This window comes from Micromonospora tarensis, from assembly GCF_016803395.1.
GTDB classification, from domain to species: Bacteria; Actinomycetota; Actinomycetes; order Mycobacteriales; family Micromonosporaceae; genus Micromonospora; species Micromonospora tarensis.
This window is the reverse complement of record NZ_JAEVHL010000016.1, coordinates 30,137-55,608: the sequence shown is the minus strand read 5'-3', so window position 1 is coordinate 55,608 and position 25,472 is coordinate 30,137. Positions and strand designations below refer to the sequence as shown.

22 protein-coding genes and 2 pseudogenes are annotated in these 25,472 nt (G+C 70.2%); 11 read left to right on the top strand and 13 right to left on the bottom strand.

From position 1 onward, the window contains the following. Positions 1-41 precede the first annotated feature (41 nt). On the top strand, positions 42-983 hold the full coding sequence (locus tag JM949_RS06040) for a helix-turn-helix domain-containing protein (protein WP_203147449.1): 942 nt from the start codon (positions 42-44) through the stop codon (positions 981-983). Beyond that, positions 917-2,368, top strand: coding sequence for a tetratricopeptide repeat protein (locus tag JM949_RS38990; protein WP_203147448.1), 1,452 nt, complete (start codon positions 917-919; stop codon positions 2,366-2,368). The genes JM949_RS06040 and JM949_RS38990 overlap by 67 nt, the downstream gene beginning before the upstream one ends. A gap of 11 nt (positions 2,369-2,379) precedes the next feature. Here the strand turns inward: JM949_RS38990 and JM949_RS06030 are convergent. Continuing rightward, a pseudogene (locus JM949_RS06030) lies at positions 2,380-3,772 on the bottom strand (acyl-CoA synthetase). 178 nt (positions 3,773-3,950) lie between these two features. Here JM949_RS06030 and JM949_RS06025 point away from each other — a divergent pair. Beyond that, a complete protein-coding gene (locus tag JM949_RS06025; protein ID WP_203147447.1) occupies positions 3,951-4,805 on the top strand; it encodes a hypothetical protein in 855 nt (284 codons plus the stop codon). Between the two features lie 3 nt (positions 4,806-4,808). On the opposite strand, the gene JM949_RS06020 is transcribed toward JM949_RS06025, so the two are convergent. Further along, the gene (locus tag JM949_RS06020; protein ID WP_203147446.1) at positions 4,809-5,777 is read right to left on the bottom strand and encodes a DMT family transporter; all 969 of its coding nucleotides are present in this window, start codon (positions 5,775-5,777) and stop codon (positions 4,809-4,811) included. Positions 5,778-5,931: 154 nt separating this feature from the next. Here JM949_RS06020 and JM949_RS06015 point away from each other — a divergent pair, with 154 nt between their 5' ends. Continuing rightward, the gene (locus tag JM949_RS06015; protein ID WP_203147445.1) at positions 5,932-6,456 is read left to right on the top strand and encodes a hypothetical protein; all 525 of its coding nucleotides are present in this window, start codon (positions 5,932-5,934) and stop codon (positions 6,454-6,456) included. A gap of 22 nt (positions 6,457-6,478) precedes the next feature. Here the strand turns inward: JM949_RS06015 and JM949_RS06010 are convergent, their stop codons facing one another. Continuing rightward, positions 6,479-7,804 (bottom strand): glycoside hydrolase family 6 protein, encoded by a 1,326-nt coding sequence (locus tag JM949_RS06010; RefSeq protein ID WP_309232024.1) that lies wholly within the window; start codon positions 7,802-7,804, stop codon positions 6,479-6,481. 85 nt (positions 7,805-7,889) lie between these two features. On the opposite strand from JM949_RS06010, the gene JM949_RS06005 reads away from it, so the two are divergent. Beyond that, entirely contained in the window at positions 7,890-8,411 is a 522-nt protein-coding gene (locus JM949_RS06005; protein ID WP_203147461.1) for a polyketide cyclase, read from the top strand. Between the two features lie 88 nt (positions 8,412-8,499). On the opposite strand, the gene JM949_RS06000 is transcribed toward JM949_RS06005, so the two are convergent. Beyond that, positions 8,500-8,976, bottom strand: a complete 477-nt coding sequence (locus JM949_RS06000) for a VOC family protein (RefSeq protein WP_238432668.1) — start codon at positions 8,974-8,976, stop codon at positions 8,500-8,502. 155 nt (positions 8,977-9,131) lie between these two features. Here JM949_RS06000 and JM949_RS39590 point away from each other — a divergent pair, with 155 nt between their 5' ends. Next, positions 9,132-9,386, top strand: coding sequence for a helix-turn-helix domain-containing protein (locus JM949_RS39590; RefSeq protein WP_203147444.1), 255 nt, complete (start codon positions 9,132-9,134; stop codon positions 9,384-9,386). Positions 9,387-9,514: 128 nt separating this feature from the next. On the opposite strand, the gene JM949_RS05990 is transcribed toward JM949_RS39590, so the two are convergent. Together JM949_RS05990 and JM949_RS05985 are read right to left on the bottom strand one after the other, a co-directional pair. Beyond that, positions 9,515-10,297, bottom strand: a complete 783-nt coding sequence (locus JM949_RS05990; RefSeq protein ID WP_203147443.1) for an aminoglycoside phosphotransferase family protein — start codon at positions 10,295-10,297, stop codon at positions 9,515-9,517. Positions 10,298-10,437: 140 nt separating this feature from the next. After that, positions 10,438-11,058, bottom strand: a complete 621-nt coding sequence (locus JM949_RS05985) for a CGNR zinc finger domain-containing protein (RefSeq protein WP_203147442.1) — start codon at positions 11,056-11,058, stop codon at positions 10,438-10,440. 91 nt (positions 11,059-11,149) lie between these two features. On the opposite strand from JM949_RS05985, the pseudogene JM949_RS39585 reads away from it, so the two are divergent. The 3 genes and pseudogenes from JM949_RS39585 to JM949_RS05970 form a co-directional block, all read left to right on the top strand. Then, positions 11,150-11,683, top strand: a pseudogene (locus JM949_RS39585) (MFS transporter); the annotation flags it as partial. 92 nt (positions 11,684-11,775) lie between these two features. Then, the gene (locus JM949_RS38980) at positions 11,776-12,414 is read left to right on the top strand and encodes an MFS transporter (RefSeq protein WP_203147441.1); all 639 of its coding nucleotides are present in this window, start codon (positions 11,776-11,778) and stop codon (positions 12,412-12,414) included. Between the two features lie 131 nt (positions 12,415-12,545). Continuing rightward, on the top strand, positions 12,546-13,373 hold the full coding sequence (locus JM949_RS05970) for an SAM-dependent methyltransferase (protein ID WP_203147440.1): 828 nt from the start codon (positions 12,546-12,548) through the stop codon (positions 13,371-13,373). Positions 13,374-13,717: 344 nt separating this feature from the next. Here the strand turns inward: JM949_RS05970 and JM949_RS05965 are convergent, their stop codons facing one another. Further along, positions 13,718-14,410: a TetR/AcrR family transcriptional regulator gene (locus tag JM949_RS05965; protein WP_203147439.1), complete on the bottom strand. Its 693-nt coding sequence runs from the start codon at positions 14,408-14,410 to the stop codon at positions 13,718-13,720. Positions 14,411-14,464: 54 nt separating this feature from the next. Between JM949_RS05965 and JM949_RS05960 the strand changes: the two genes are divergently transcribed. Beyond that, on the top strand, positions 14,465-15,583 hold the full coding sequence (locus tag JM949_RS05960; RefSeq protein WP_203147438.1) for an FAD-dependent oxidoreductase: 1,119 nt from the start codon (positions 14,465-14,467) through the stop codon (positions 15,581-15,583). Positions 15,584-15,955: 372 nt separating this feature from the next. Then, entirely contained in the window at positions 15,956-17,215 is a 1,260-nt protein-coding gene (locus tag JM949_RS05955) for a carbohydrate-binding protein (protein WP_238432674.1), read from the top strand. A 143-nt stretch (positions 17,216-17,358) separates the two neighbouring features. Here JM949_RS05955 and JM949_RS05950 read toward each other — a convergent pair whose 3' ends face one another. From JM949_RS05950 to JM949_RS39580, 6 genes are all read right to left on the bottom strand, one after another. After that, positions 17,359-19,476 carry a restriction endonuclease gene (locus JM949_RS05950; protein WP_203147436.1) on the bottom strand — a complete coding sequence of 706 codons (2,118 nt, stop codon included), beginning with the start codon at positions 19,474-19,476 and terminating at the stop codon, positions 17,359-17,361. A gap of 796 nt (positions 19,477-20,272) precedes the next feature. Then, a complete protein-coding gene (locus JM949_RS05945; protein WP_203147435.1) occupies positions 20,273-21,190 on the bottom strand; it encodes a serine hydrolase in 918 nt (305 codons plus the stop codon). Then, a complete protein-coding gene (locus JM949_RS05940) occupies positions 21,183-22,187 on the bottom strand; it encodes a hypothetical protein (RefSeq protein WP_203147434.1) in 1,005 nt (334 codons plus the stop codon). Before JM949_RS05940 ends, JM949_RS05945 begins: the two co-directional genes overlap by 8 nt. A gap of 618 nt (positions 22,188-22,805) precedes the next feature. Beyond that, positions 22,806-23,366 carry a dihydrofolate reductase family protein gene (locus tag JM949_RS05935; protein ID WP_238432666.1) on the bottom strand — a complete coding sequence of 187 codons (561 nt, stop codon included), beginning with the start codon at positions 23,364-23,366 and terminating at the stop codon, positions 22,806-22,808. A gap of 240 nt (positions 23,367-23,606) precedes the next feature. After that, entirely contained in the window at positions 23,607-24,335 is a 729-nt protein-coding gene (locus JM949_RS05930; RefSeq protein ID WP_203147432.1) for a hypothetical protein, read from the bottom strand. A gap of 476 nt (positions 24,336-24,811) precedes the next feature. Then, on the bottom strand, positions 24,812-25,405 hold the full coding sequence (locus JM949_RS39580) for a cupin domain-containing protein (RefSeq protein WP_407664702.1): 594 nt from the start codon (positions 25,403-25,405) through the stop codon (positions 24,812-24,814). Positions 25,406-25,472 lie beyond the last annotated feature (67 nt).

The window sequence follows — 25,472 nt, the reverse complement described above, 5'->3', positions numbered from 1 at the left end:
CCCGTACACCGCCGTACATTGACGTACGTCATTCGTCGACAGTGGAGGGCCGGGCACTGGACGCCACGGGGGCGCAGACGCTCGACGATCTGGCTGGACTGTTACGGGCGTTGCGGCGCAGACACGCACGCCACCTGGGCGGCGGCGAGCTGACCTACCGGGAGTTGGCTGGCCGCACCGGCTGGTCACACACGGCCATCGCGGAGTACCTCACCGGAAAGACACTGCCGCCCACCGACCGGCTCGACGCTCTGGTCCGGCTCCTCGGCGCCACGCCGGCCGAGCAGGGTGCGCTGGCCACCGCCCGCGACCGGGTCGAGGAGAACCGCCGCCGGGCGCCACGCGTGGCGGACCGGATGGTGCCCCGGCAGCTACCGGCCGACGTGGCCAGCTTCGCCGGCCGCGACGACGAGCTGGCCCGCCTCGACAAGCTCGTCGCCGCACCCACCGCCGTCGTGGTCGCCGCGATCTCGGGTACCGCCGGGGTGGGCAAGACCACGCTGGCGGTGCACTGGGCGCACCGCGTCGCCGACCGGTTCGACGACGGCCAGCTCTACCTGAACCTGCGCGGCTACGACCCGAGCGGACAGGCACTGAGCGCGGCGAAGGCGCTGCGCGGCTTCCTGGACGCGCTCGGGGTACCGGCCGCGCGGGTGCCCGCCGACCTCGACGCCCAGGCCGCCCTGTACCGCAGCGTGCTGGCAGGCAAGCGGATCCTCGTCGTGCTGGACAACGCCCGTGACGCCGAACAGGTCCGTCCGCTGCTGCCGGGCACACCCGCCGCTCTGGTACTGGTGACCAGTCGGAACCAGCTCACCTCCCTGGTCGCCTCGACGGCGCGCACCCGCTCCCGCTCGGCCTGCTCAGCCGCGACGAGGCCGGTCACCTGCTCACCAACCGGCTCGGCGTGGACCGGGTGGCCGCCGAGCCCGAGGCCGCCGAGGCGATCATCGCCGCCTGCGCCCGCCTACCGCTGGCGTTGAGCATCGCCGCCGCCAGAGCCCAGCAGTCCGGCTTCCCGCTGGCCACCCTCGCGGCCGAGCTGGGCACCGCCAGCCAGCGGTTCGGCGTACTGGACGCCGGGGACGCGGTCGGCGAGGTACGGACGGTGTTCTCCTGGTCGTACCCGGCGCTCACCCCGCCGGCGGCCCGGTTGTTCCGGCTGCTGGGTCTGCACCCCGGCCCGGACACCACGGTGCCCGCGGCGGCCAGCCTGGCCGGTCTCACGGTCGACGCGGCCCGCCGGTTGCTCACCGAACTGACCCGCGCGAACCTGGCCGCCGAATATCGGCCCGGCCGGTTCACCCTGCACGACCTGTTGCGGGCATACGCCGCCGAGCTCAGCGACGCCACCGACCCCGAGCCGGACCGCCGGGCCGCGACCACCCGGCTGCTCGACCACTACACCCACACCACGCACGCCGCCGACGAGCTGCTGCGTCCGCAGAGCGACCCGGTCGACCACCTGATGACTCCGCCAGCCGTCGGTGTGCGGCCCGAGCGGCCGACCACCCACGCGGCGGCGCTGGCCTGGCTGACCACCGAACACCCGGTCCTGCTCGCCGCGCTCCGCCATGCGGCGGGTGCCGGCTTCGACGCGCACGTGTGGCGGCTGGGGCGGGCCCTCGACACGTTCCTGGACCGACAGGGGCACTGGCACGACCGCGTGGAGACCTGCCGGGCGGCCCTGCTCGCCGCCGAACGTCTGGGCGACCCGGTCGCGCAGGCGGTCGCCCACCGCTTCCTCGCCGGCGCGCACACAGTGGTCAACCGGTACGCCGACGCGCACGCCCACCTCGAACACGCCCTGGAGCTGTACGTGCGCGGCGGAGACACCGAGGGCGAGGCGCGTACGCACCAGAACCTGGCCTCGCTGTGGGACCGGCAGGGCGAGCCGCGAAAGGCCCTCGAACACTCGCGGCGAACCCTCACCCTGGCCCGGGCCGCCGGCCACCGCAGGGCGCAGGCCGACGCGCTGAACGCGGTCGGCTGGTGCCACGCCCAGCTCGGTGAGCACGGCGCGGCCCTGGCGTACTGCGAGCGGGCGCTCGACCTGCTCCAGCAGCTCGGCGACCGGGCCGGCGAGGCCGCCACCTGGGACAGCCTCGGCTTCGCACACCACCACCTCGGCCAGTACGGTCGGGCGGTCCAGTGCTACGAACGCACGCTCGTGCTGAGCCGCGACCTCGGCGACCGGTGGGGCGAGGCGGACACGCTCAGCCGGCTCGGCGACACCCGCGACGCGCTCGGCGATCCCACCGCCGCCCGGTCCGACTGGCAGCGGGCGCTGGACATCCTCACCGCCCTGGACCACCCGGACGCCACCGCCGTCCGCGCCAAACTCGACAGGGTGATCGACCTGCCGTGACCCGCTGGCCGTCAGCCGGCGAGCAGGTGTTTCTGGACCTTGCCCATCGCGTTGCGGGGCAGCGTGTCGAGAAACCTGATCTGCCGGGGTCGCTTGTGGGCGGAGAGCGTCCGGGCCACGAAGTCGACGAGTTCGGCAGCGGTCACCTTGTCTGCCACGACGAAGGCGGTCACCTCTTGGCCGAGGTCGTCGTTCGCCGACGACCGCGGCCTCACGGACGTCCGGGTGGGCCAGCAGCGCGTCCTCGACCTCTCCCGCGCCGATCCGGTAACCGCCGCTCTTGATCAGGTCGGTGGACCGGCGGCCGACCAGCCGGTGCGCGCCGTCGGGTGCCACGCTGGCGATGTCGCCGGTGCGGAACCACCCGTCGTCGTCGAGCAGCCGGGCGGTGACGTCGGGTTTGCCCAGGTAGCCGTCGAACAGCATGGGACCTCGGACCCACAGCTCCCCGATGGACGTCCCGTCGGCCGGCACCGGACGCCCGTCGTCGTCGACCACCCGGGTCTCCGCGCCCGGCACCGGTGTGCCGACCATGCCGGGCCGCCGGGACGGGTCGTCGGCGCGGTTGCTCAGCGTGATCAGTGTCTCGGTCATGCCGTAGCGCTCGACCGGCCGGTGGCCGGTGAGCTGGCGCATCCGCTCGAACGACGGCGCGGGCAGGGCTGCGCTACCGGAGACCAGCAGCCGCGCCGAACTGAGGCGGGCGGCGACGTCCGGCTGGGCACAGATCCGCGACCAGACGGTTGGCACCGCGAAGTAGAGGCTGCCAGCCGCCTCGGCGTACGCCTCGGGCGTCGGGCGTCCGGTGTGGTGCAGTCGGCTGCCCACCCGCAGGGCACCGAGCACGCCGAGCACGAGACCGTGTACGTGGAAGAGGGGCAGCCCGTGGGCCAGGACGTCGTCGGGGGTCCACGCCCAGACGTCGGCCAGCGCGTCGATGCCGGCCTCGACCGCACGGTGCGACAGCACGGCGCCCTTGGGCGCTCCCGTGGTGCCGCTGGTGTACATGATCAGTGCGGTCTGTTCGGGGCCCGGCTCCGGGTAGCTGGTGTCCGAGGTTCGCGCCAGGTCGACCCGGCGGACGTCGACCTCCGCCGGGACGTCCGCCGCGCCGGCGAGCAGCAGCGTCGCACCGGAGTCGCGCAGGATGTGGGCCCTTTCCCGGGGCCCGGAGTCGGGTGGCACGGGTACGACGGCGGCTCCGCTGAGCAGCGCGCCGAGCACCCCCACCACGGTCTCGGCGGTCGCCGTGGCGTGTACCGCGACGACCGCTTCGCCGTGCAGGTCGTCGGCGACCGCCGTGGCGCAGCCCAGCAGACGCTCGGCGGACATCGTCACCGCTCCGAGCCGAACCAGGTCGTCGACGGCGGGCGCGGACCGGGCGAGGCCGGCGAGCAGACGCATGCGCTGAGGCTACGCCGGATGGGGCACCCGCACGGCCCCGCCGAGGCTCGGTAGCCGTAGTAGAACGCCTCCCTCATCCTGCCGACCAGGCTGGTGCTGCGCGACTCCGCATGACCGGACGCATCCGTGGTCGGGGCGACGGCTGGTCCTGCCACCGGTGGGCTGCGACACTTCCGCGGTGCGCAGCGATCTCGACCACCTCGAAGCGGCTCTCGTCGGCACGCCACTGGCCGGCCTGCCGATCGGGCACGGTCCGGCGGGCACCGTGCTCGTCTCCGACGTCGACCCCAACCGACTGCAGGAGGCCTGGCAGGCCGCCGAAGCCCTGGTGCCGGTCACCGGACGTCGTCCCATCATGATCACCGACGACTTCGTCGGCACGCTCGAGATGTCGCCCGAGCCCCAACCGGGCCCGTCGGAGTCGGAGCTGCGGGCGTTCGCTGCGGCCGCCAGGTCCGCCGAGCCCTGGCTGGCCTACCGCGACCACGGCGAGGACCACGAGGTCGAGGAGGGCGAGGTCGAGTTCTACGCGGGTGGCGTCGCCGGCGTCGACCTGACAGCGCTGGCGTCGGACGTGGTGCTGCCGACTCCGCGCCCGACGCTGGAGCGGACCCTGTACGACCGGCTGCTCGCCGACACCGCCCTGCACGCCCGGGTGCTCGACACGGTGCGATTCGTGACGCAGCCCGACTACTGGTTCACGCCGGACAGCGTCCTGCTCATGTTGCTACCCACCAGCGACGTCCGCGGCTCGGGGTACTGGGTGGACCACTACGGTGCGCTCACCCTTGAGTACCGGCACAAACTCGCCGAGGTGCTGGCGCAGTGGCGGCACCGGTGGGACGCCCGGCTGGTCGCCTCGTGGGGCACCATGCTGCAGTTCCAGGTCGGTCGTCGCCCGACCCCGGGCGACGAGGCGTGGACCGCCGCGGGCCAGCTCAAGGCGCTCGCCCCGAACCTCGAACTGAGCCGCTGGGAGGTCGCGGTCGCAATGCCCGCCGGTGATGCGTGGTTCGTGCACGACCGACCCTGACGATCACGACGAGGTCGCCGCCGAGCGGTCGGCGGCTCGCGACCGCCGCCCCGGTGGCGGTGGTGGAATGCGGGAACCGGCGGGCCGAAGCTGGAGGACGGCGACGGAGGACAACACCAGCGCGCCGCCGACCAACTGCGCGGGAGTCAGGGTCTCGCCGAGGATGAGCGTGGCCAGCGCGGCGGTCACCACGGGTTCGAAGGTGGAGAGGATGGCGGCGGTCGACGGACCGGTCCGGGTCAGACCGGCGAAGAAGGCCAGCATCGCCATGACTGTGCAGACAACGGCGATACAGCTCAGCCAGAACCAACCGCGGGCCGCGAAACCGAGGTCGACCCCGCCGGTGACCGCGGCACGACCACCGAGGCTGCCGGCTGCGCCGGCCATCACCAACGCGGACAGCACCACCGGAGACAGCCGGTGCACGATGGTGTCGGCGACCAGGATGTAGATCGTGTAGGTGAGCGCGGCGGCGAAGGCCAACACCGCCCCGAACGGACGGAAGCTCACGCCGCCGGCGCCGAGCAGGACCAGCAGCGTTCCACCCGACGCGGCCACCAGGGCGGCGCCGCGTCTCGGAGTGAGCCGGTCCCGGCCGAGCAGCACCGCGCCGACGGTGACCAGGACCGGGTAGGTGTAGAGGATCAGGGCCAGCAGCGAGGCATCCATCAGCTCCAGCGCGGAGAAGAACAGGCTCGCCTGCGTGGCGTACCCGATGGCACCGAGCCCGATGGCGGTGGCCAGCACCCGTCCCCGCGTCATCGCCGGCCGACCGGTGGCCGCGCTCCGGTCCGGTCCGGCGCGGCGTAGGCCCGGCCGCGCCAGCAGCACCACCCCCAGCAGTACGGCGGCCAGGGTGAAGCGCACCAGCAGCAGCGTCCCGGCGGAGACACCGGCGTCGTAGGCGAGCTTGCCGAAGATAGCCATGGCGCCGAAGCACGCGGCGGAGACAAGGCACAGTGCCGGACCCATCCGCCAAGGATCAGCGACCGCGACCGTCAGGTCCAGCGATCGCGATCAGGCGTCGCCTGATCGTCGTCAAACCCGGGTGGACGTCGAACGCCGCTGACCCGCCGTCGTCACCCGGGGGTTTCGTCAGCTGTCGCTTCCGGGTAGCGGATGGCTCATGAACCGCAACCTCGTCAAGGGTCTACAGCTCGCGTGGGAGTTGCCGGAGTTCCGCGACGGGGTGCGCCACCTCATCGACCTCGACGAGGTGGCGGTGCTGCTGGCCGCGCTCTCCGTGCCGGATCACGACCATGAGGTGGAGCGTGGCCTGCTGAGCCTGCTGCGCTCCGGACTGGACACCGTCGAGATTCGCGAGGCGGTGTTGCTGCTGCTGGAGCAGGACGAGGTGCGCCGCCCGCTCGTCGCGGCGATGGTGGAACCCCTCGCGGACCGACCGGGTCAGGCCGCCGCGATCGCGGCGGCGGCCGAGGATCCCGCGGTACGGCGCGAGGTGCGGGCGGTGCTGGACAGCGCCAAGGTGCGTGAGCTGATCTGGCAGGCCGTCGACAACCAGGTGAGCGACGACCGGGTCGGCCTGATCCGCCGGGCCGCGGTGCTGTTCGTGCGGCACCGCAGCGTGCGACGCCTCGTCTGGGCCGTCCGGCGGCATGGCGTCCTGCGTGAGCTACGCCGCAAGCCGTGACCGAGGCCCCGGGAAGGCACCGTCACAACGGTGGCCAGGCGTTGGTTAACAGCTGACGGAAGTGCGCCGGGAACCACTCTCCGAACGGCGGGGCGCCCTGGCTGGCTCCGGTGTCGTACCAGGAACTGCGCGGCGGAACGTAGTCCGGGTCGCACATCGGCTCGTACGGCTGGCCCGGGTTCGGGCGGCTGGCGGCGCCGTCGGACTCGCCGGGCGGCTTGACCCACACGTAGGCGTCGATGCCCGGCTCCGGTTCGACCGCGGGCCGCTGGCCGAGGCCGGCACCCACCTGGTTGCACCAGTTCCCGATGACCGCCCGCCGATCGATCCGGCTGCCGTCGACGTACCGGTTCACATCACCAGAGGTCACCGGCCCGGTGGGTCGATCCGGGCCGCCCCAGCCGTTGCGGGAGGTGTCGATCACCACTCCCGCTTCCGCCGGGAAGCCGACCGCCGTCAACAGGTCACGCATGTGCCGCGCGTACGGCAGCTCGTCGACGAACGGGCTCCAGTCGACCCACTTCGACTGGTACACCGGTTGACCGTTGACGACATCGTCGGCGCGGAAGAACTCCTCGCGCAGCGCCGAGTAGTTGGCGGTGTTGGCGACGAAGCCGTGGACGTCGGCCACCGTGCTGCCGGCGGTGGTCGCGGCCTCGAACAGCAACGCTCTCAGCGGGGCGGAATCCTCCGACCAGCCGACCTCCCCGTGGTGACTGATGTCCAGGTACGGATAGACGTTGGGCAGGGTGCCGAGCCGACCCAGGGCGTAGCCGATCCCCTGCTGGTAGGTGCCGCGCGCCAGCACCTCGTCGCAGGTCGGGGTGGCGGTGTATCGGCTGCCGGTGTTGACGACCAGACCGGGCAACGAGTTCGGCTCGACGAACGCGACGATCCGCAGGTCCGCGTAGTCGGGAACGGCCAGGATCTCGACAATCGGATCGATGAACTCCGCGCGGTACCGGCCGATCTCCGCGATCGACAGCTCACCCTGCGGGGCGCGCCGGCCGCAGTCGCGGGCCGGCAGGTCGTACAGGGTCAACTGGACCAGGTCGGCGCGCTGCGCGATGGCCGCGTCCAGATGCTCACGCAGGCCCATCGCCCCGCCCGCTCCCCCGATCCTGGCGATCCGGTCCAGCCAGACGGCGGTCGGCTGGCCGGCGACGGCGGCGCCGCCGGGCTCGGTGGCGGCGCGACCGGCCCACTCGGGATTGACGTAGACCCGGGCCCCGACGTACGGGTTGTCCAGCCGGCTCGGTGGATCGGCGGCGTTGGCCGGTTCGGTGCCGGCGAGCACCCCCACGGCGAGGGCGGACAGGGTGGCGGCGAGGAGCGGGCGGACTGACACGGCCATGCGATGCCTCAATCCATGCACTTCGATGGAGCATCCATCATCCCCCACCAGCGCCGCCGACATGGTGGAGGATGAATGCGTGATCGGTGACCGGTGGGGCGTGACCGACAACGAGACACGGCGGTCCTATCCCTGCGACGACTTCGTCGTCGCACCCACGTTGCAGGCGTGGCGGGGGGTGTCGATCGCAGCTCCCCCGGCGGCGGTGTGGCCGTGGGTAGCCCAGGTGCGGCTCGCGCCGTACTCCTATGACTGGATCGACAACCTCGGCCGCCGCTCGCCCCGCCACCTGAAGGGCCTCCCCGAGCCGCAGGTCGGAGAGGCATTCACCACCTCGGGCGGACGGAAGTTGGGCAGGATCGTCTCGGTCGACGCCGGCGAACAGCTGACGAGCACCATCATGGGCGCCTACCTGTCCTACGTCCTGGTGCCCTGGCAGCGCAGCACCACCCGCCTGCTGCTCAAGGTCGTCATGCGGACGCCCCGCTGGGCCGCAGCCGGGCTGTCCGTCGGCGACCTGATCATGGCTCGACGGCAGTTGCTCAACCTGAAGCGACTCGCCGAGCACCACCCAGATCAGGGGTCGGTCGGCCACGGGTGACGCCAGCCATCCGCCCAGCGCCGGCCCCCGGCACCGGGCGACGTCAGGGAGGTGATCCGGAGGTGACCACGCTACGGCGTGGAGCCGTTCACTGGACCTGCTCGGCCAACGCGACCAGGATGCCCGCGGGGCCGCGGAGGTAGCCGAGCCGGTAGCTGTTCTCGTACTGCACCAGCTCACCGATGAGTTCGGCGCCGTGTGGCCGCAGGCGGTCGAGGATGTCGTCGATGTTGTCGACGGCGAACATGATGCGATGCGCGCCCAGCGTGTTCGCCGGGGCGTGCGGGTCACCGTCCTGGCTCGTCGGCGTGTGGTATTTGGTCAGCTCAACCCGCCCGTGGCCGTCCGGTGTGCGCATCATCGCGATGTCCGACCGGACCCCCTCAAGCCCGACGAGGCGATCCACCGCGCTGCCCTCGACTGTGGCTTCGCCCTCCAGCTCCAGTCCGAGATCGACGAAGAACGCGATGGCGGCCGCGAGATCGTCGACGACGATGGCGACGTTGTCCATCCGCTGGATCGCTCCTCGCCCGGGGCGCGGGCTCGGCTGGCTGGTGTCGTTCATGATGATGATCTCCTTTGGACCGGCTGGGGCGTCGCGGGTGAGCGTGTCATCGCCGCACCCTCGCTCGGCGCGCGGGCTGTCCTGATCAGCCTGCCGTGGGTCAACCCATTCGTCTAATGACAAATCTTGGGCTGACTCATACGTATCATCCATAAATGTTGGATATCCTGCGGTTACGGGTCCTCGCGGCGATCGCCGAGCACGGCTCGGTCACCCAGGCCGCCAGGCGCCTCAACTACTCCCAGCCCGCCGTCAGCCACCACCTGGCCAGGCTGGAGGCCGCGACCGGGGCCCGACTCGTCCAGCGGGGACGGGACCGTACGGCCCGTCGCCCTGGCCCACGTCAGCGGATGTCGCGCCGAGATCCTTCAGGCGCGCGACCAGCTCCGCCTGATAAGCCGCCGAGGTAGCCGCGTTGCCATGCCGACGATGCCAGGGCTCGTCGCATCGGTGGTGGTGCCCGGACCTGAACGGTGGCGAGGTGTCGAAGATCCATGCCCGGCGGACACGTCGAGTCGTTGATGCTGACTCCGGCGGATCACCGCTGGAGGTGGAGTTCGAAGACCGAGCGCTGCTGGAGCAGGTACTCCGCGTCGTTCAGGTACTGGATGTGGTGTCCGTCGGCGAGGTGCCCGGCGTATGCCTTGTTGCCGGCCGCAGCCTGGGTCCGCATGAAGTCGACCATCGTGTGCAGCCGGGCCACCACGGTGTCGATGAACCCGACACGTTTGTCGTCGTCGAGTCCGTACTGGTCGCAGAATGACCGCAGCCGGGCTGCCTGCTCGGCCGTGGTCCCGAAGCCGTCGGCGTTGCCGGGCGCGGTCATCGGGACCCATCGGTACGCCGCGTAGGCGACGTCCCACAGCCGTGGTCCGGGCTGTGCGTGGTCGAAGTCGATGATGCCGGCCACCCGGTTGCCGTCCAGGACGCAGTTGTGCGGAGCGTAGTCGCCGTGGCAGATGACCTCGACGGGTTCGGTGACAGCGGTCTGCCAGCCGTCGCGTGGCGCGCCGCGTGCGTACTCGACAGTCGCGTCGTGATACGCGCGGAGCAGCCGGGCAGCGGTCGTCAGCGCCTCCGCGGAGGCCGCGGCCGGGGTGGCCGGATAGCCGGAGACCTCGCCGGGCAGGAAGTCGAGAATCTCGTGACCGCCGTCGGTCACCGCGTGGAGGCGGGGCGCGCCGCGGAAGCCTTCCGCGGCCAGGTGGCGCAGCAGATCGTGGACACGGGGCGACCACGGCCCGGTGGGCCGTCGCACTGTCGCACCGATGCGAACCACCTCGTTGACGCCACCGCCGGTCAGCACCTCGTGGTCGATCATCTTCGGCTGCTTCCTCTCTGCCTGCTCCGAGCGACAATCATCCGGAAAGATCATTTCTGGGTGAACCGGTTTTCGTCCGCTCGCGACAAAGCGCCAGCCTCGTGTTCGGTGCCATCCGGCACGGGTGGACCGGCCCCGGCTCAGCCCGTCGCGCGGCTGCGTCGCGCGGCGACGTAACGGCGGATCTTCTCGGACGTTCCGCAGTCGTCCATGCTGCACCAGCGGCGACTGCGGTTCTTGCTCTCGTCGTTGAAGAGGAAGCGGCACCCTCCGCAGCCCTTGATCCGGTCCAGTGCGCCCGTGGTGAGAAGCTGGACCGCCGCGTGCACCACCGGCCGCAGCGGCCGGGCCGGCGTCCGGTCGTCTCGCCAGGTCCATTCGAACGCGCCTGCTCGATCGAGCCGTGCGTGACCGAGCGCGTCCGCCTCGTCGTCTCGCAGCCGGGCCAGCACGGAAGGGCTCGGGCTGCGGCCGGCAACCACTTCGCGGAACACCTCGTCGAGGTCGTCGCGGAGGCGCAGCGATCGGGCGAAGGCGGCCTGGGAACCACCCGGATCGTCGCGTGACAGCCGGCGCAACGCCGCCGCCTCCGGCTCGCTGAGCGCACCCGCGTACGCGCCCCAGGCGACCAGCTCGGGATAACCGGTCAGCACGTCGCCGTCCGGGGATCCGACGGGCGGACCGGTACGGGTGTTGATGAAGTCCAGGGCGAGATTGCCGCCGACAAGGCGCATCCGTGTTACGCCCGCAAGTGTTTCCATCGAAACCCACTTTACCAGTTGACCCGGATCGATGGACGCCACTAGCATGTTTCCGTCATAGCTGGTTTCACTGGTAACAACGGGAGGTCCGATGGAACGCTGGCGGGCAGTGGGGGCGCTGATCGGCCTCTCCGGCGGGACGTTCCTCTACACCACCGCCGAGGCGCTACCGATCGGGCTGCTGCTCCCGATGGCGGCCGACCTGGCCGTCTCACCGCCGCGGGTGGGCACGCTGGTCACCGCGTACGGCGCGGTGGTGATGGTCGCCTCGGTGCCGTTGACGGCGCTGGTCCGCCGGGTCCCTCGCCGATGGCTACTGTCGGCGCTCCTGGTCGGTTTCGTCCTCAGCACCGCCGTCACGGCGTTCACAAGCACCTTCACGCTGCTCCTCGCGGCCAGGATGGTCACCGCGGCGACCCATGCGCTGTTCTGGGCCGTGGTGGTGCCGGCCGCGGCCGAGTTGTTCCGGCCCGCACTACGCGGGCGGGTGGTAGCGGTCGTCTTCGCCGGCGGCACCGTCGCGTTGGCCCTGGGCGTGCCCGCCGGCACCTGGCTGGGCGACCGCGCCGGCTGGCGGGCCTCGTTCCTGGCGGTGGCCGGGCTCGGCGCGGTGGTGCTCGTCGTGGTGGCCGCACTGCTGCCCTCGACCCGGCCGGAAGAGGGACACGCCGCCCGGGGCGCGACCCCGACGCGCGACGCTTCTGGCTGCTGGTGGCGGTGGCCGTCCTGGCGACCGCCGGGGCCATCGCCGCCTACACCTACGTCGCCCTCTTCGTCACCGAGGTCAGCGGATTGTCCGCCTCGTCAGTCGGGGTCATCCTGTTGGCGCGGGGCATCGCGAGCGTGCTCGGCATCCTCGCCGTCGGCGCGCTACTGGACCGCAACCCGTGGCTCGCTCTGCTCACCACCGTCGCACTGCAGTCGGCGGCACTGCTCGGGCTGTACACACTCGGCCAACAGCCGTCGCTGTCGGTCGGCCTGATCGCGCTGGGCGGACTGGCGTTCGCCGCGTTCACCGCGGCGCTCGGCGGCCTCGTGCTGCAGGTGGCGCCCGGGCGCGCCGATCTCGCCGCCGCCACGGTCTCCGCCGCGGTCAACGTCGGCATCACCGCCGGCGCGTTCGTCGGCGGCCTCGCCCTACCGAGCCACGGCGTGCGCACCACGGTGCTGATCGGCGCCCTGCTCGGCGTCGTCGCTCTGGTGCTGGCTCTGGGCGAACGACTCATCCGGCCCGCGCTCGACCGGTCGGGCGGAGAACGCCGGGCAGAGCCGATCCGGTTGGCGCGCCAAACCACCACGCCCAGCAGCCGCGGCACGAGCCGTCCAGTCCGCTTCGCCCGACGGGTGCGCTGGTAAGGAAACGCTCCACTGGGAGCGATACCAGCCGGGGTCAAATTCAGCCCTCCCGATCGCTACACTCGCCGCAACGCGGGCATTGCCGCGCACAGACCTCAGCCCACGCTGATCCGAATCGAATGGAGACGCCTGTGACCCGCGACAAAGCGGCCCCCTCCGGCATCGACCCCAACATTCCCAGCGTGGCTCGGGTCTATGACTTCTTCCTGGGCGGCAAGGACAACTTCGAGGCCGATCGGAAGGTCGCCGAGCACGCCCTGCGGATCACCCCGGACGGGCCGGCAGCCGGCCAGGCCAACCGGGCCTTTCTGCGTCGAGTGATTCGCTTCCTGGTCAGCGAGGCGGGCATCGACCAGTTCCTCGACATCGGGTCGGGGCTTCCCACCCAGGGCAACGTGCACGAGGTCGCCACCGAGCAGAACCCGAAGGCTCAGGTGGTGTATGTGGACAATGACCCGATCGTCCTGACGCACGGGCGGGCCCTGCTCGCCGCCGAGGGCACCGCGACGGTGATCCAGGCGGACATCCGGGCGCCGCAGGACATCCTCAACCACCCGGACGCACGTCGGTTCCTGGACTTCGACCGGCCGATCGGGTTGTTGCTCTTCGCGATCCTGCACCACCTCGGTGACGACGAGGATCCGCGTGCGGTGGCGGCCGAGTTGATCGACGCGCTGCCCTCCGGCAGCTACGTCGCGATCTCGCACTTCCGCGACCCGGGCGCGCGGGACCCAGAGGGCTCCCGCAAGGCCCGCGAGGTCGAGCGAATCTTCAACGAGTCGCTGGGCACCGGCCGCTGGCGTACGGACGAGGAGATCCTCTCGTTCGCCGACGGACTGGAGCTGCTCGAGCCGGGGCTGGTGCCGCTGGCCGAGTGGCGTCCAGAGCCGGGTGCGCCCGCTCCGGCGCAGACCGACACCTATCACACCTTCGTCGGGCTCCTCGCCCGCAAACCGTAGCCGCCGCCGCTGCGATCCGTCGGCGGAGCACACGCTCCGCCGGCGGACGCAGCACACGCTCCGCGGGCGGACGCACCGCGCCCGGTCAAGGACGGCGTCAGTTGAGCCCTCGCGCAGGCGGCACCGTTGCTCCATCGATAGCCGCGAATGCTTGACGACGCAACTTTCCCACTGTAGCTTTTCAACCTCGGGACGACGCACACCGGCGAGATGTGCGTGCGGCCCGGCAGCGAGAACCTGTACGTGCCCGCGTTCGTGACGAAGGTGACGTGGCAGCCGCGCACCTGCTGATCCCCCACCTGACCTGAACCGCTAACGAACCGGGTTCGGCCCGGAATCGAGCGTCACGCGGACGACCGGGTGAGCTTCGCGGCCACGGCGTCGAGGACCCAGTCCAGACCGGTCGCGAAGGTCGTCTCGGGGTCCACGTCCGTGCCGTCGTAGACGGCCTTGCTCAGCGCCGGAAAGGCGCCCGTGGCCAACGCCCTGCTCAGGCGCGGGCCGGCGGCGCGCTGCCAGTCGCGCTTGGACAGCCCGGTGGCGCGCTCGGCCCGCAGGTTCGCGATCTCGCCCCTGATCGCGCCGATGACGTACGCGTTGACAGTGCCCACGGCGCGCATGACGGTGTCGACGTCGGCGAGGCCATCGAGGGCGGACAGCATGGCCTCGGCCACGGCGAGTCCGTTCGGGCCCAGGGTCGGGCGGCCGCCGAGCAGGTCGGCCAGCCATTCGTGACGCAGGGCGGCCCGCCTGGTGCGGTGGGCGAGGGTGCGCAGCGCCTCCCGCCACTCATCGGTCCGCTCCTCGGGGAGAACCTCGGCGTAGACCTCGTCCACCAGGAGGTCGAACAGCTCCTCCTTGGTGGCGATGTATCCGTACAGCCGCATCGGCCCGGCGTTCAGCCGGGCCGCGACCTTGCGCAACGACACCGCCTCCAGCCCACCCTCGTCGGCCAGCGAGAGGGCGGCGGCGACGATCCGCTCCCGGTCGAGCGGCACGGGACGATCAGGCGGCTCCGGCCGGTCCCACACAGTCATTGTCACTCCGCTGCTGTTGCGATACACCGTAAGGGAGAAATACAGTGTATCGCCATGAGACACCGCATTGCTGTGGTCGGTGCCGGTCCTGCCGGGCTGACCTTCGCCCGTGTCCTGCACCGCCACGACTATCCCATCGCCGTCCTCGAGCGCGATCCCGCCCCCGACGTCCGCCCCCAGGGCGGCACGCTGGACCTGCACGAAGGGCTGGGCCAGCTGGCGCTGGAGAAGGCGGGGCTGCTGACAGCGTTCCAGGCGCTGTCCCGCCCCGAGGGACAGGCCATGCGCATCCTGGACACGGACGGGACAGTCCTGCGCGACTGGCAACCCCGGCCGGACGAGCGGGCCAATCCCGAGATCGACCGAGGACAGCTGCGTGACCTGCTGCTCGGCCCTCTCGACGTGCAGTGGGGACGGGGTGTGACACAGGTGGTGCCAGCCACCCGCGATGGTGTCCTGGTCCAGTTCGACGACGGGCGAGAGGAGACGTTCGACCTGGCGGTCGGGGCGGACGGCGCCTGGTCCCGGATCCGCCCGACGGTCTCGCCGGTGACACCGCACTACACCGGCATCAGCTCGGTCGAAACCTCCCTCAACGACGTCGACGCCCGCCACGCGGACCTCGCCCGGTTGGTCGGCAACGGTTCGCTGGCGGTGTACGGCGTCAATCGCGCTCTCGTCGCCCAGCGCAACAGCGGCGGCCACGTCAAGGTGTACGCGCAGTTCCGCGCGCCGCTGGACTGGCACGCGAACCTCGACCTGACCGATGTCGAGGCCGTGCGATCAAGCCTGCTGGCTCTGTTCGACGGCTGGGCCGCGCCCGCCCTTGAGCTCCTCCGCCACGGCACCGCCTTCGTCCACCGCCCCCTCCACGTCCTGCCCGTGTCGCACACCTGGACCCACGTCCCGGGCGTGACGCTCCTCGGTGACGCCGCCCATCTGATGCCCCCGCTGGGGGCGGGCGCGAACCTGGCGATGCTGGAAGGCGCCGAACTCGCCGAGTCCATCGCCAGGGACCCCGCCGATCTGGACCAGGCCGTCCGCGCCTTCGAGGAACAGATGTGGGCGCGGGCCAACAGCTGGGCGAAGATCACGACGTCCGGCCTGGAACGCCTCGTGAGCCCGGATCCCCGCCAAGCCCTCGCCCTCTTCGACCAGGTCCAGCCATCGTGACTGCGAAGTGCGCGCACCAGCACTGACAACCTGCCACGGCTGCACGGATGGCACGGCACCGCCACCGCGCCGAGCCGCGGAGTGACCGGCAGGACCGCAGCCCTCCAGCGGGGCCTGGTGACGGTCGTCCTCGTCCACGTGACGCCCGGTGGGGCGGCCGCGGCCGCCCGCCGTGGTTCGGCGGGTTGGAGCGGACCAGAGCTTGTCGTTATTTGTAAACAACCCTTGATATTAAACCTCACGAACGTCAATATGTGGAGGTCGCGGGTCGCCGAAGCCTGGGGAGTGAGCCATGAGAAGCCGTCGAATCATCGCAGTGGTGGCCGGGCGGCGATGACCGTCACTGCCGCCGTGGCCTTCGTCCCCAGCAGCATGGCGGCCGTGTCCTCGGCCAACGCCGCCCCGATGGTCGCCTGCACCGCCCCGGCCTGGGCCGAGGGCACCACCTACCAGGCGGGCACCCAGGTCACCTACGGCGGCCGGCTCTACCAGGCTCTGGTCGCCCACACCGCGCACCCCGGCGCCGGCTGGAACCCCGCCGCGACCCCGTCACTCTGGCGTGACCTCGGGGCGTGCTCCGGGGGCACTCCGCCGCCCACCACGCCGCCACCGACGACCCCGCCGCCCACCACGCCGCCACCGACCACGCCTCCCCCCACCACGCCGCCGCCCACCGGTGGGGACTGCGCGGTGAAGTCGCGACCCGCCGGCAAGGTGTTGCAGGGCTACTGGGAGAACTGGGACGGCGCCTCCAACGGGGTACACCCCGGACTAGCCTGGATCCCGATCACCGACAGCCGGCTCAACCAACACGGCTACAACGTGATCAACGCGGCGTTCCCGGTGATCCGCTCGGACGGCACGGTCCTCTGGGAGAACGGCATGGACGCTGGCGTGAAGGTGGCCACCCCGGCCGAGATGTGCCAGGCCAAGGCCGCCGGCGCCACCATCCTGATGTCGATCGGCGGGGCCGCCGCGGGCATCGACCTGAGCTCCGCCGCGGTCGCCGACCGGTTCATCGCGACGATCGTGCCGATCCTGACGGCCTACCACTTCGACGGCATCGACATCGACATCGAGACCGGCCTGACCGGCAGCGGCAACATCAACACCCTGTCCACGTCGCAGGCCAACCTGATCCGGATCATCGACGGTGTGCTGGCCCGGATGCCGTCGAACTTCGGCCTGACCATGGCACCGGAGACGGCCTACGTCACCGGCGGCAGCGTGGTCTACGGCTCGATCTGGGGTTCGTACCTGCCGATCATCAAGAAGTACGTGGACAACGGCCGGCTCTGGTGGCTGAACATGCAGTACTACAACGGCAGCATGTACGGCTGCGCCGGCGACTCGTACCCGGCGGGCACGGTGCAGGGCTTCACGGTGCAGACGCAGTGCCTGAACAACGGCCTCACCATCCAGGGCACCACCATCCGGGTGCCGTACGACAGGCAGGTCCCGGGCCTGCCCGCGCAGAACGGGGCCGGCGGCGGCTACCTGTCGACGTCGCTGGTCACCCAGGCCTGGAACTCGGTGCCCGGTCTCAAGGGCCTGATGACCTGGTCGGCGAACTGGGACGGCTCGAAAGGGTGGACCTTCGGCGACAACGTGAAGCGCCTCCAGGGCCGCTGAGCGGACCGCCTCCTGGTCGCGACCCGGTCGTCTGATCCGCCGACGCCGGCGACGGATCGTGGCTGCTGGCCCGTGGACCTCGGCTGACCCGGCCCGCCCAGCGACCGTCAGCCCAGCGCACCGTCCACCAACTCGTCGACCGCCTACCGAGCCTCGCCCGGTAGGCGGTCGATGGCGTCGGCCAGGGCGCGCAGACGCCTCGCTCCCGCTGGGGCGTCGCCGAGAACGTACGTGGCGAACTTCGGGTCGTCGGCCGGGTCGACCAACCGCAGGGCGCCGACGTGCGGGCTGGACACGACGGTGATCGCATCGACGATCTCTTCGACGCTCGGGCGGAGCTCCGTTCTGCGCCCGTCCCGGGAGATGTCTCGGGCGGAGATCGCCTCGCCCGCCTCGCTCTCCTCCTCGACAAGCTTGCTGAGCAGGAACGAGACGATGTCCAACTCTCGCCGGCGGTCCGCGATCAGGTCGTCGAGATCGGCGAGCCCGTTCGGCACGAGGAACAACTGTCCTATCTCGTACGGGCGGAGCCCCAGGGCGATCGAGGCCTCCGCCAACGCTCCCAACCGGTCGGCGTCCAGCAGCACCCACTTCTTCTGCGACGCCATGTTCTTCATGGTGTCGCCGCTGAAAGCGGGGCCGACGATCGCGATGAAACCGGCATGATGGCGTTCTTTGTGTGTCTCGATCGCCACGTCGCTGACGTCGGTGTGGGTGACCTGGCCAGCTGATCGCGCCTTCGCTTCGATGATCGCCGTCGACGGTGACCCGTCGGCCTCGTGCCACTGGACCAGGATGTCCGTGTCGCCGGATCCGCCGACCGTCCGGGCCTCGAAGCCCATGGCGAGAAAGGCGTCACGGATGGCTTTCTCGAAGGCCCGGCCGGCACCCTCGCCTCCCGCCAGGGGTTCCCTGGAGAGACGGATCAGGTGCTGCCTCAGCTGAAGCGGCTGGGGCCCGTCCGGTGCCGGTTGGGCGTTCTGGGGCTGCGCGGAACGCTCGTGCGGGGTGCTCGGCGGGTCGGCCAACGGCAGCTCGGCCGCGAGCGCGACCCCTCGTGGCGTGGCCCGCAGACTCCCGTAGCGTGGCTCCTCGATCAGTTCGGTGTTGAGCAGGAAGCTGGCAATCCACCGGCACTTGTCGACATTGAGGCCGTATTTGGCGGCTTCCGAGTACATGTCGTTCCGGGTGACGTCGTCTTCGACAGCACGGATCATCTCGCCGACGAAGCGCATGTTCGCGTGCAGGATTCGGACGAAGTTCAGGTCTTCGCCCGACTCCACCCAGGCTCTCGCCGCCGGGGTGGCCTCGAAAACCCCCCGACCGACCTCGACGAGCAGCCCCGACGCCCGCAGAAACGGCAACATCGACTCCGTGCTGCTGCTCCTCAACTCGAACGTCTCGCCGATGAACGAGAAGAGCTCGCCGCGCTCGATCCTGCCCAGCGCCGCGTTCATGATGGTTCTGAGATTCTCGACCTTGTTGGGATGCGACGGCGGGCACGGAACCCAGATGTTGTAGGTATTGCGCGACTCGTGGGTGCGGGCCGATGTCGAGAAGTCCGCCAGCAGAGCAGCGATCTCGGCCGGAGCATCAGGAAGCTCGACCACGCTTCCCGGCGCTTCGTCGAAGGCATCCGGCCCAACCAGCACCCGACCCGCGAGCACGGCCCGCCCAGCCGCAGTGACGCCCCACCGCCGGTTGCCGACCGCCTCGATCAGGCCGAGGACCTCCTGCCAGTCCATTCGGCTGCGCGTGTTTCCCTTGCTCTTCCAGGACTGCTTGTACCGAGCGCGAATGCGCTCATCGACCTCGTCGAGGGTGAGCGGTTCCCCGGCGATCAGCGACAGGACCTCCGCGAACAACCTGATGCGATCAGCCAGGATCACGGCCAGACGTGCTGGCGTCGGTTCGGACTGGAGCCGCGACCCGGTCGCGGTGAGGCGAAGCTCGCCCGCGGTGTTCTCGACGAGTTGGAGCCCGCGCAGGAAGCCGTAGTAGTCACGCCACGTGGCCGGCTCCAGTCTGGGGGCTGCGCCACCTTGGCGTCGTTCGACGCTCTCGATGTCGAACGACAACTCAGGCTTCGCATCGAGGCCGATCGCGCGACCCTCGCCGACCTGCTTGACGAGTTCGAGGACCAGCGGGAGCCAGACCGCCTTGCCGCCGAGCAGACCCGGGATCGCGCTGGCCTGCCTGCGCCAGAGCGCCCGTTGTTCGGCGAGAACCTGAAACCGACCCGACTGATCACCTGGCGTCATGAGAAGCCATCCTAGACATTCAAGTGGTAATCAATGCCATCGAAGAGCGTGTCAGACTGATTAAGGACTACTGCGAGCAGCCGTGGCCTGGCGGTGGTCGGGCTACCCGGACCGTCGACAAAGGATTGCCAGAGCCCGGCGAGCGGGGGGTCGGCCGGCAGTCCGACGGCGACTCGCAACAGACCCCGGCCCGACCACGATCGGTCCGGCGAAGGCTAGGCACGAAGTTGGCCCTCGGCATCGCCGAGGGCCAAACGGGTTCGGCCAGCGCGGGGCAACAGGTCGAACCCTCTCCGTGCCTGAGCAATCTCGACGGGGCTAACGAACGACGCGGTGAAGCAGACCGGTCGTCGCGACGCCCACCGTCACACCCGCGGCGGGACCAGCCGCATAACCGATCAGAAGTCCCACGCCGGTGCTGACCGCCAGAATCACAACCCACCGCAACGGGAGGTGACTCTGCTCAGGCCGTTCGGTTGTGCCACGTGGATCGATCATCGAACCACCTTCCAATCACCTGGGAGGGTGTGGGCGACCCAGAAGCTCGGTCGGCCCCGCTGCGGCAACGACCGAAATTCGAGGGCCGCCCCCGGCCAGCCCGGCAACAGCCAGACCAGCAGTTGGAGGTCGTGGCACGCACGGCCTCCGTTTCCCAGGCGAATCGGAAGAAGTTGCGGCTCCCATCGATTCACGCATCCGCCATCGTACTCATTCGATGCCACCGCAGCGAGCGTCACCACAGCGGATGCGCTCGGCCGGGCAGTGGCGGAATCGGCCGATGGGGGTAGGGCGGGGTCTAGCCCTGCGACGGACCGCCGTCCGCGGTGGCGGCGCGCAGCTCCTTGAGCACGTACGTGGCGGCCTTCTCGACGACGCGGACGCCCGCTGCCTGGCTCGCGTGATGGTCGGAGAGCACGGCGATCAGCCAGTCGTGACGGGCCTCGACGACCCGTCCGATGCTGTTGACGATCCAGCGACCGTCGTCGACGTCGGCGGTGTCCCAGCCGTTCTTGACGTAGACGGAACGATTGCCCGGCTCACGCGCGGCGGTGACGCCCCATCGTTGCTCGGGGATCACCTTCTTCATGAGGCCCATGATGAAGGTACGGTCCGCCGGGGTCAGCGGGCCCGTCGGTGATGTCAACGCGGTCAGCAGTCGGAGCTGGTCGGCGGCGGTGGTCGTGGTGAGCCCCCAGTGCGAGTTGGGCTTGGTCTCCCGCAGACCGAGTGTGCGGTTCGCGGCGGTGAGGCCGCGCGACCCCTCGATCCGCTGCCACAGGGCCACCGCCGCGTCGTTGTCACTGGACACGATCATGGCTTCGGCCAACTGTCTGGTGTTGGCACTCAACGCCTTGCCCGGCGGTTCCTGGCGCAGCAGAAGGGCCGCCAGGATGTTGACCTTGACGATGCTGGCCGTCTCGAAGCGTTTGGCACCGACCGTCACCGCAGCCGTTCCCTGCCGATCCAGTGCCGCGACCGCCAGATGGCCGTCGTACCGCTGCACGTAGGCCTTGATGCGTGTTCTCGCCTGGTCGACCCGGTCGACGGCCGGCGTCGTGGGGATCGGGTTGGCGGGGGAAGGACCGTGCGACGGGCCGACTCCGTCGCGACCGCGGGTGGCGCCGAAGGCCGCCGTCGCGACGCCGGCGAGAGACATGGTGGCCGCGGAGATGACCCAGCGGCGGGACAGTTGCCGACCTCCACGCTCAGCCAAGACGGGCCACCGCCTTCGCCGCGATCGAGTCCACCGCGGCCTGGCTGCCCGAGTCGGGCAGGCTGATCGTCGAGACCGTCTCGCCTCGCTTCAGCACGACGAAGTACGTGACGGTGGTCGGGATGTCGGCATGCTCGATGCGGCCTCGAATGAGCATGCCGACGCCCTCCAGATAATGCGGATCGACGACGTCGAAGGAGACCTGCGATCCCTTGACCAGGTAGCTCGCGCACCGCAGTAGGACCTGACGGACGTCTTCGACATTCCGCTCTGCCCATCCCGGTTCGTACGTCTCGACGACGTGGTGGGCCGGCGACGACCCGTCGGACGGTCGGTAGTAGCGCTGTACGGCAGCCCGCCGATGCGACTTCGCCGGGTAGTCGCTGCTCCGATAGTTGGGGCAGCTGTCCTGCTCCCACGGCCAGGGCGCCGGACCGGTCCGAGCGTCGTCCGCGCGCCAGTCCGAACCCAGATCGCCCGCCCCCAGCAGCAAGCTCGCCCCGCCCTGCTCCGCGTTCGCGGTGCGTCGCTCGTCGGGGTCGACGCCGGGCGCCGACCGATGACACCCAGCGTTCACCAGCATCAACGCCGACAGGACCACCGGCACGACAGCGACCGAGCCTCGGCCTCTGCCGCGACTCGGACCTCGGCACGTCCGGCTGCTCGATACGGACACGGAAACCTCCCCAACGCAGATATTTGCCAGCACAGGTCGCGCCTCGGGCGACGATGCGTGCTGGCACGCTCGTCGCCGCAGCACAGGCGCGAGGGTCGTCGAGCGGCGACCCGACACCACCGAGAGCCGCCGCACCTCCGCCGTGTCGACCAGCCCACCCGGCGAACCGACGTTCGGTCCGCCGGGAGGCTGACCGGCGTCATTCGCACCGAGGTCGAGCGGGCCGGCGGCCAGGCCGATCACGAGCAGCATCGCCAACGCCGACCCGCCGGCGCCGAACTGCGCCAGGCGGCGCTGGCGGCGCAGTCGGCGGCCCTGCACCACTGACTGCTGGACCAGGTCACCCAGCGGTGGGGCAGGGGGTGTCGGGCCAGGTCGTCAGTGAAACGCCCACGCACGTCGCCCATGTCCCGTACCTCCCCTCGGCCGACCGCCAGCCCTGGCGATCCGTCACGTACCAGACGGATCGGTAGGCCAATTTGGTTACGGGTTTTCGGCGCGAATTTCGGCCGCCCCTGCCGGACCGGCGCGGCGCTTTCAGCGCGTGTGCGGCCACCTCCGGAGAGTCACCTCTCCTATGCTGCGGACGCTGTCGCGGACGGGTCGACCTGGTGCCCTCCACCCGAACGGAAGATGGCCCCGGCGCTACGCGCTGGGGCCATCCGAATTCATTACCGCGAAGGGGCCGGTCATCAGCTCCCGGAGTCCGGGAAGAGGTACAGGTCGTTCCCTGGTGGTCAAGCTGCAACCGCTGGGGGCGGGCCAGCGTAGGTGCCGATGAGTTGGTGAAGGCCTGGTCGACAGCGAACGTCGGCTCAGTGCGACCAAACCAGAGACGGCCAGATACTGCTCGGCGTCCCGGTCGTACCGGTGTTAGATGTCCATCGTCACGGACCGTGTGTAGCCGGCGCGGAGCAGGTCGGCCAGGCGTAGCGGGCGTCAGGGCAGGCGGACGGCGTATCGGTGCAGGGAGACGCCCTGGGCGAAGGACCTCTGTTCGAGCAGGTCCAGCTCCACCGACCGATCGTGTTCGTCGAACAGCGGCCGGCCCGTGCCGAGGATGACGGGGTGCGTGAAGAGCAGGAGCTCGTCCAGTAGCCCTGCGCGGAGCAGCTGGGTGGCGAGCGTCGCGCCGCCGACACCCATGTCGCCGTCCTGGTCCGCTCGGTACCTGGCGAGCAGTTCGACGGCGTCGCCGTCCGAGCCGATGGTCCGGGTGTTGTACCCGGCGGCGGTGCGGGTGCGGGACACGAGCAGCTTTGGCTTCGACGCCCAGATCTCGCCATACTCACGCAGGTAGTCAGGTAGCTTCTCGTCGTTCCGCGCGGCCGGCCAGAACGCCTCCATCGTCTCGTAGATCGTGCGGCCCTGGACCATCGACGTCAGCGCCCGGGCCCGAGCGTTGAACTCCCGATGCAGCGGCTCGCCGATGCGCAGCCAGCTTCCGCCGCCCTCCTCGCCCACAGCGTGCTCGATCTTGAGATCGAGGGAGACGTTCATCCAGTACACAAAGCGGCCCGACACATAGGCTCCCGGTGATTGCGGTCTGCGACTATCTGTCTCGAGGCTAGGCGCTCCGCGACGGCCCTGCCGGCCGGTCTGACCGCACCGGAACCGTCACTCTCAACAGAGACTCAGCGCCGTCCGCAGGGCCGCACCGCCGCAACGACCTCGCTGGCCCGGATCTGGCTGGTGTCCTGACCGTCCGTCACGACGATCAGGTTCACCGACCGTCGAGTGCTACTCGGTAAGGACCTTGACGGAGTCGGCGCTTCCACCGTTTCGGTTGATAGCGATGAAGAACTCGCTCCCGATGTGGGTGATGTCTTCGACCTCGTCGGTCAGGTTGTTTGCCGGAATTCCGATGTCGCTCTCCACATCTCCTCCAGACCAGTTGTACTGGTACACCCAGTTCCACCCGGTGTCGGGTGTCGAGTCGTTGATCGACTTGGTGTTCCAGACATAATTCTCAGAGCAGTCGATGCCTTGGTCGGAGCGATTGTCGTGGCTCGTGAGGGTGCTCTTCACCAGAGTCCATCCGCTTGTCAGCGAACCGGCACCGGGATGAGTCCACAGCGATCCCAATCGTCGGGCAGCATATTTTCCGGCTCCACCGGCCGCCGTCGCGCTGTAGCAGAGGCCACTGATGTTGCCCACCGGCAGGCGGACAACCTCCCTTGCGCCAACGGATCCGTTGGCACTCAGGTGAACGATCGTCACGTCGTCGCTCGGAAACGCTGACTGACTTCCCTGGGTGGCGATCAGAGCCGGGCCCGAGCCCAGGTAGTTCGGGTGGTAGGCGAGGTCGTTACCGTGACCCAGTTCGGGCATCGAGATGGGCGCTCCTGCGCAGGTCCAGCTGGCGCCGTCCCAGGCTGAGCCGTCGCGCACCCACCTGGACAGGACCGGGTCGCCGGCGCTGCCCTTTGAGAAGATGATGTAGAGCTGACCGCCCGGCCCTGCCACCATGCCTTCCAGGACCGTACGACCCGCCTTGCAGACACTGCTGTTCGGAATGTTCAGCCGTTCCGCCCCGCTCCTGTCGGTAGCGGCGTAGGCAGGCGCTGTGGAGGCAACAGCGACTCCGACCGAGAGTGCGAGCAGGGACGCGACGCTCGATATTCTCTTCACTCCACTGCCTCTCCGGGGCGTAGTCGTGCTCGGCGTATCCGCTGGCAGCCGGGGGCTTGCCGAACACCAGGACCGGCCAGCGGGTGGCTCGGCAGCCGGTCCGCCGGTGACGGACACCGTCCGTTCGCACCCGCTACGGTAGACGAAGTCTCGTTACCCGGCAGGCCCGTTCGGACCGAGTCGATGCCGCACAACGTCGCGCTCGTCAGGGGTCACCGAACCGTCAACCAACAGACCGCTCCGATGACCCCAGGACGCGCCGCCCGGCAAGGCACCGTCGCCTCGCGAGGCTCGATCAAGCTGCGGAGACGGGCCTAGTGATGCGGGTCGTCGGTCTTGAGCTGATCCCCGTTGTTGGCGACGAAGACGACGAGAAGCTTCGCTGGTTCTGTGTTGCTGGCGTTCTCCGTGGCCACGTGATGGGCTCCCGGCTGCTCGGTCCAGTTCTCGCCTTGGTGGTACGTGCGCATCGGCTCGCCTTCGAGCTGGCTGCGTACAGCACCTTCGAGCACGTAGGCGTAGACGAACGCGTTGCCGTGTCGGTGGGGCACTGCTCGGGCGCCGACGGGAGGCTCACTGTCGCCGAGGTGAAGGTCTTGCCTGGGACGTTCGGGAGCGCCTGCCGCATCAGGGGTGTCAGGGTCTCGGCGGGGTGCTCCGAAGCCACGGCGGCGGTGGCCGGGGTGGCTGGGGTGGTGGCTGGGGTGGCTGGATGCTCCGTCACGGGGGCGCACCCGGCGACCGCGGCCGCCGCGCCGACGATCAGCACTCCGCTGGCGATTCGCACACTGATCACGACTGCTGCGCTCCTTGTTCGTCCGCGACCTGAATGATCGTCTTGCCGGGCAGGCGGCGGTGGCGAGCGAACGCGGCCCGCCGAAAGTGGTGGTAACCGGCGGGGCGGTCATCTTCTGGATGACCCTGGTCGCCTCGGCGACCGCCGCTGTCTCGGGAATTTCCAACCCCGCGATGACC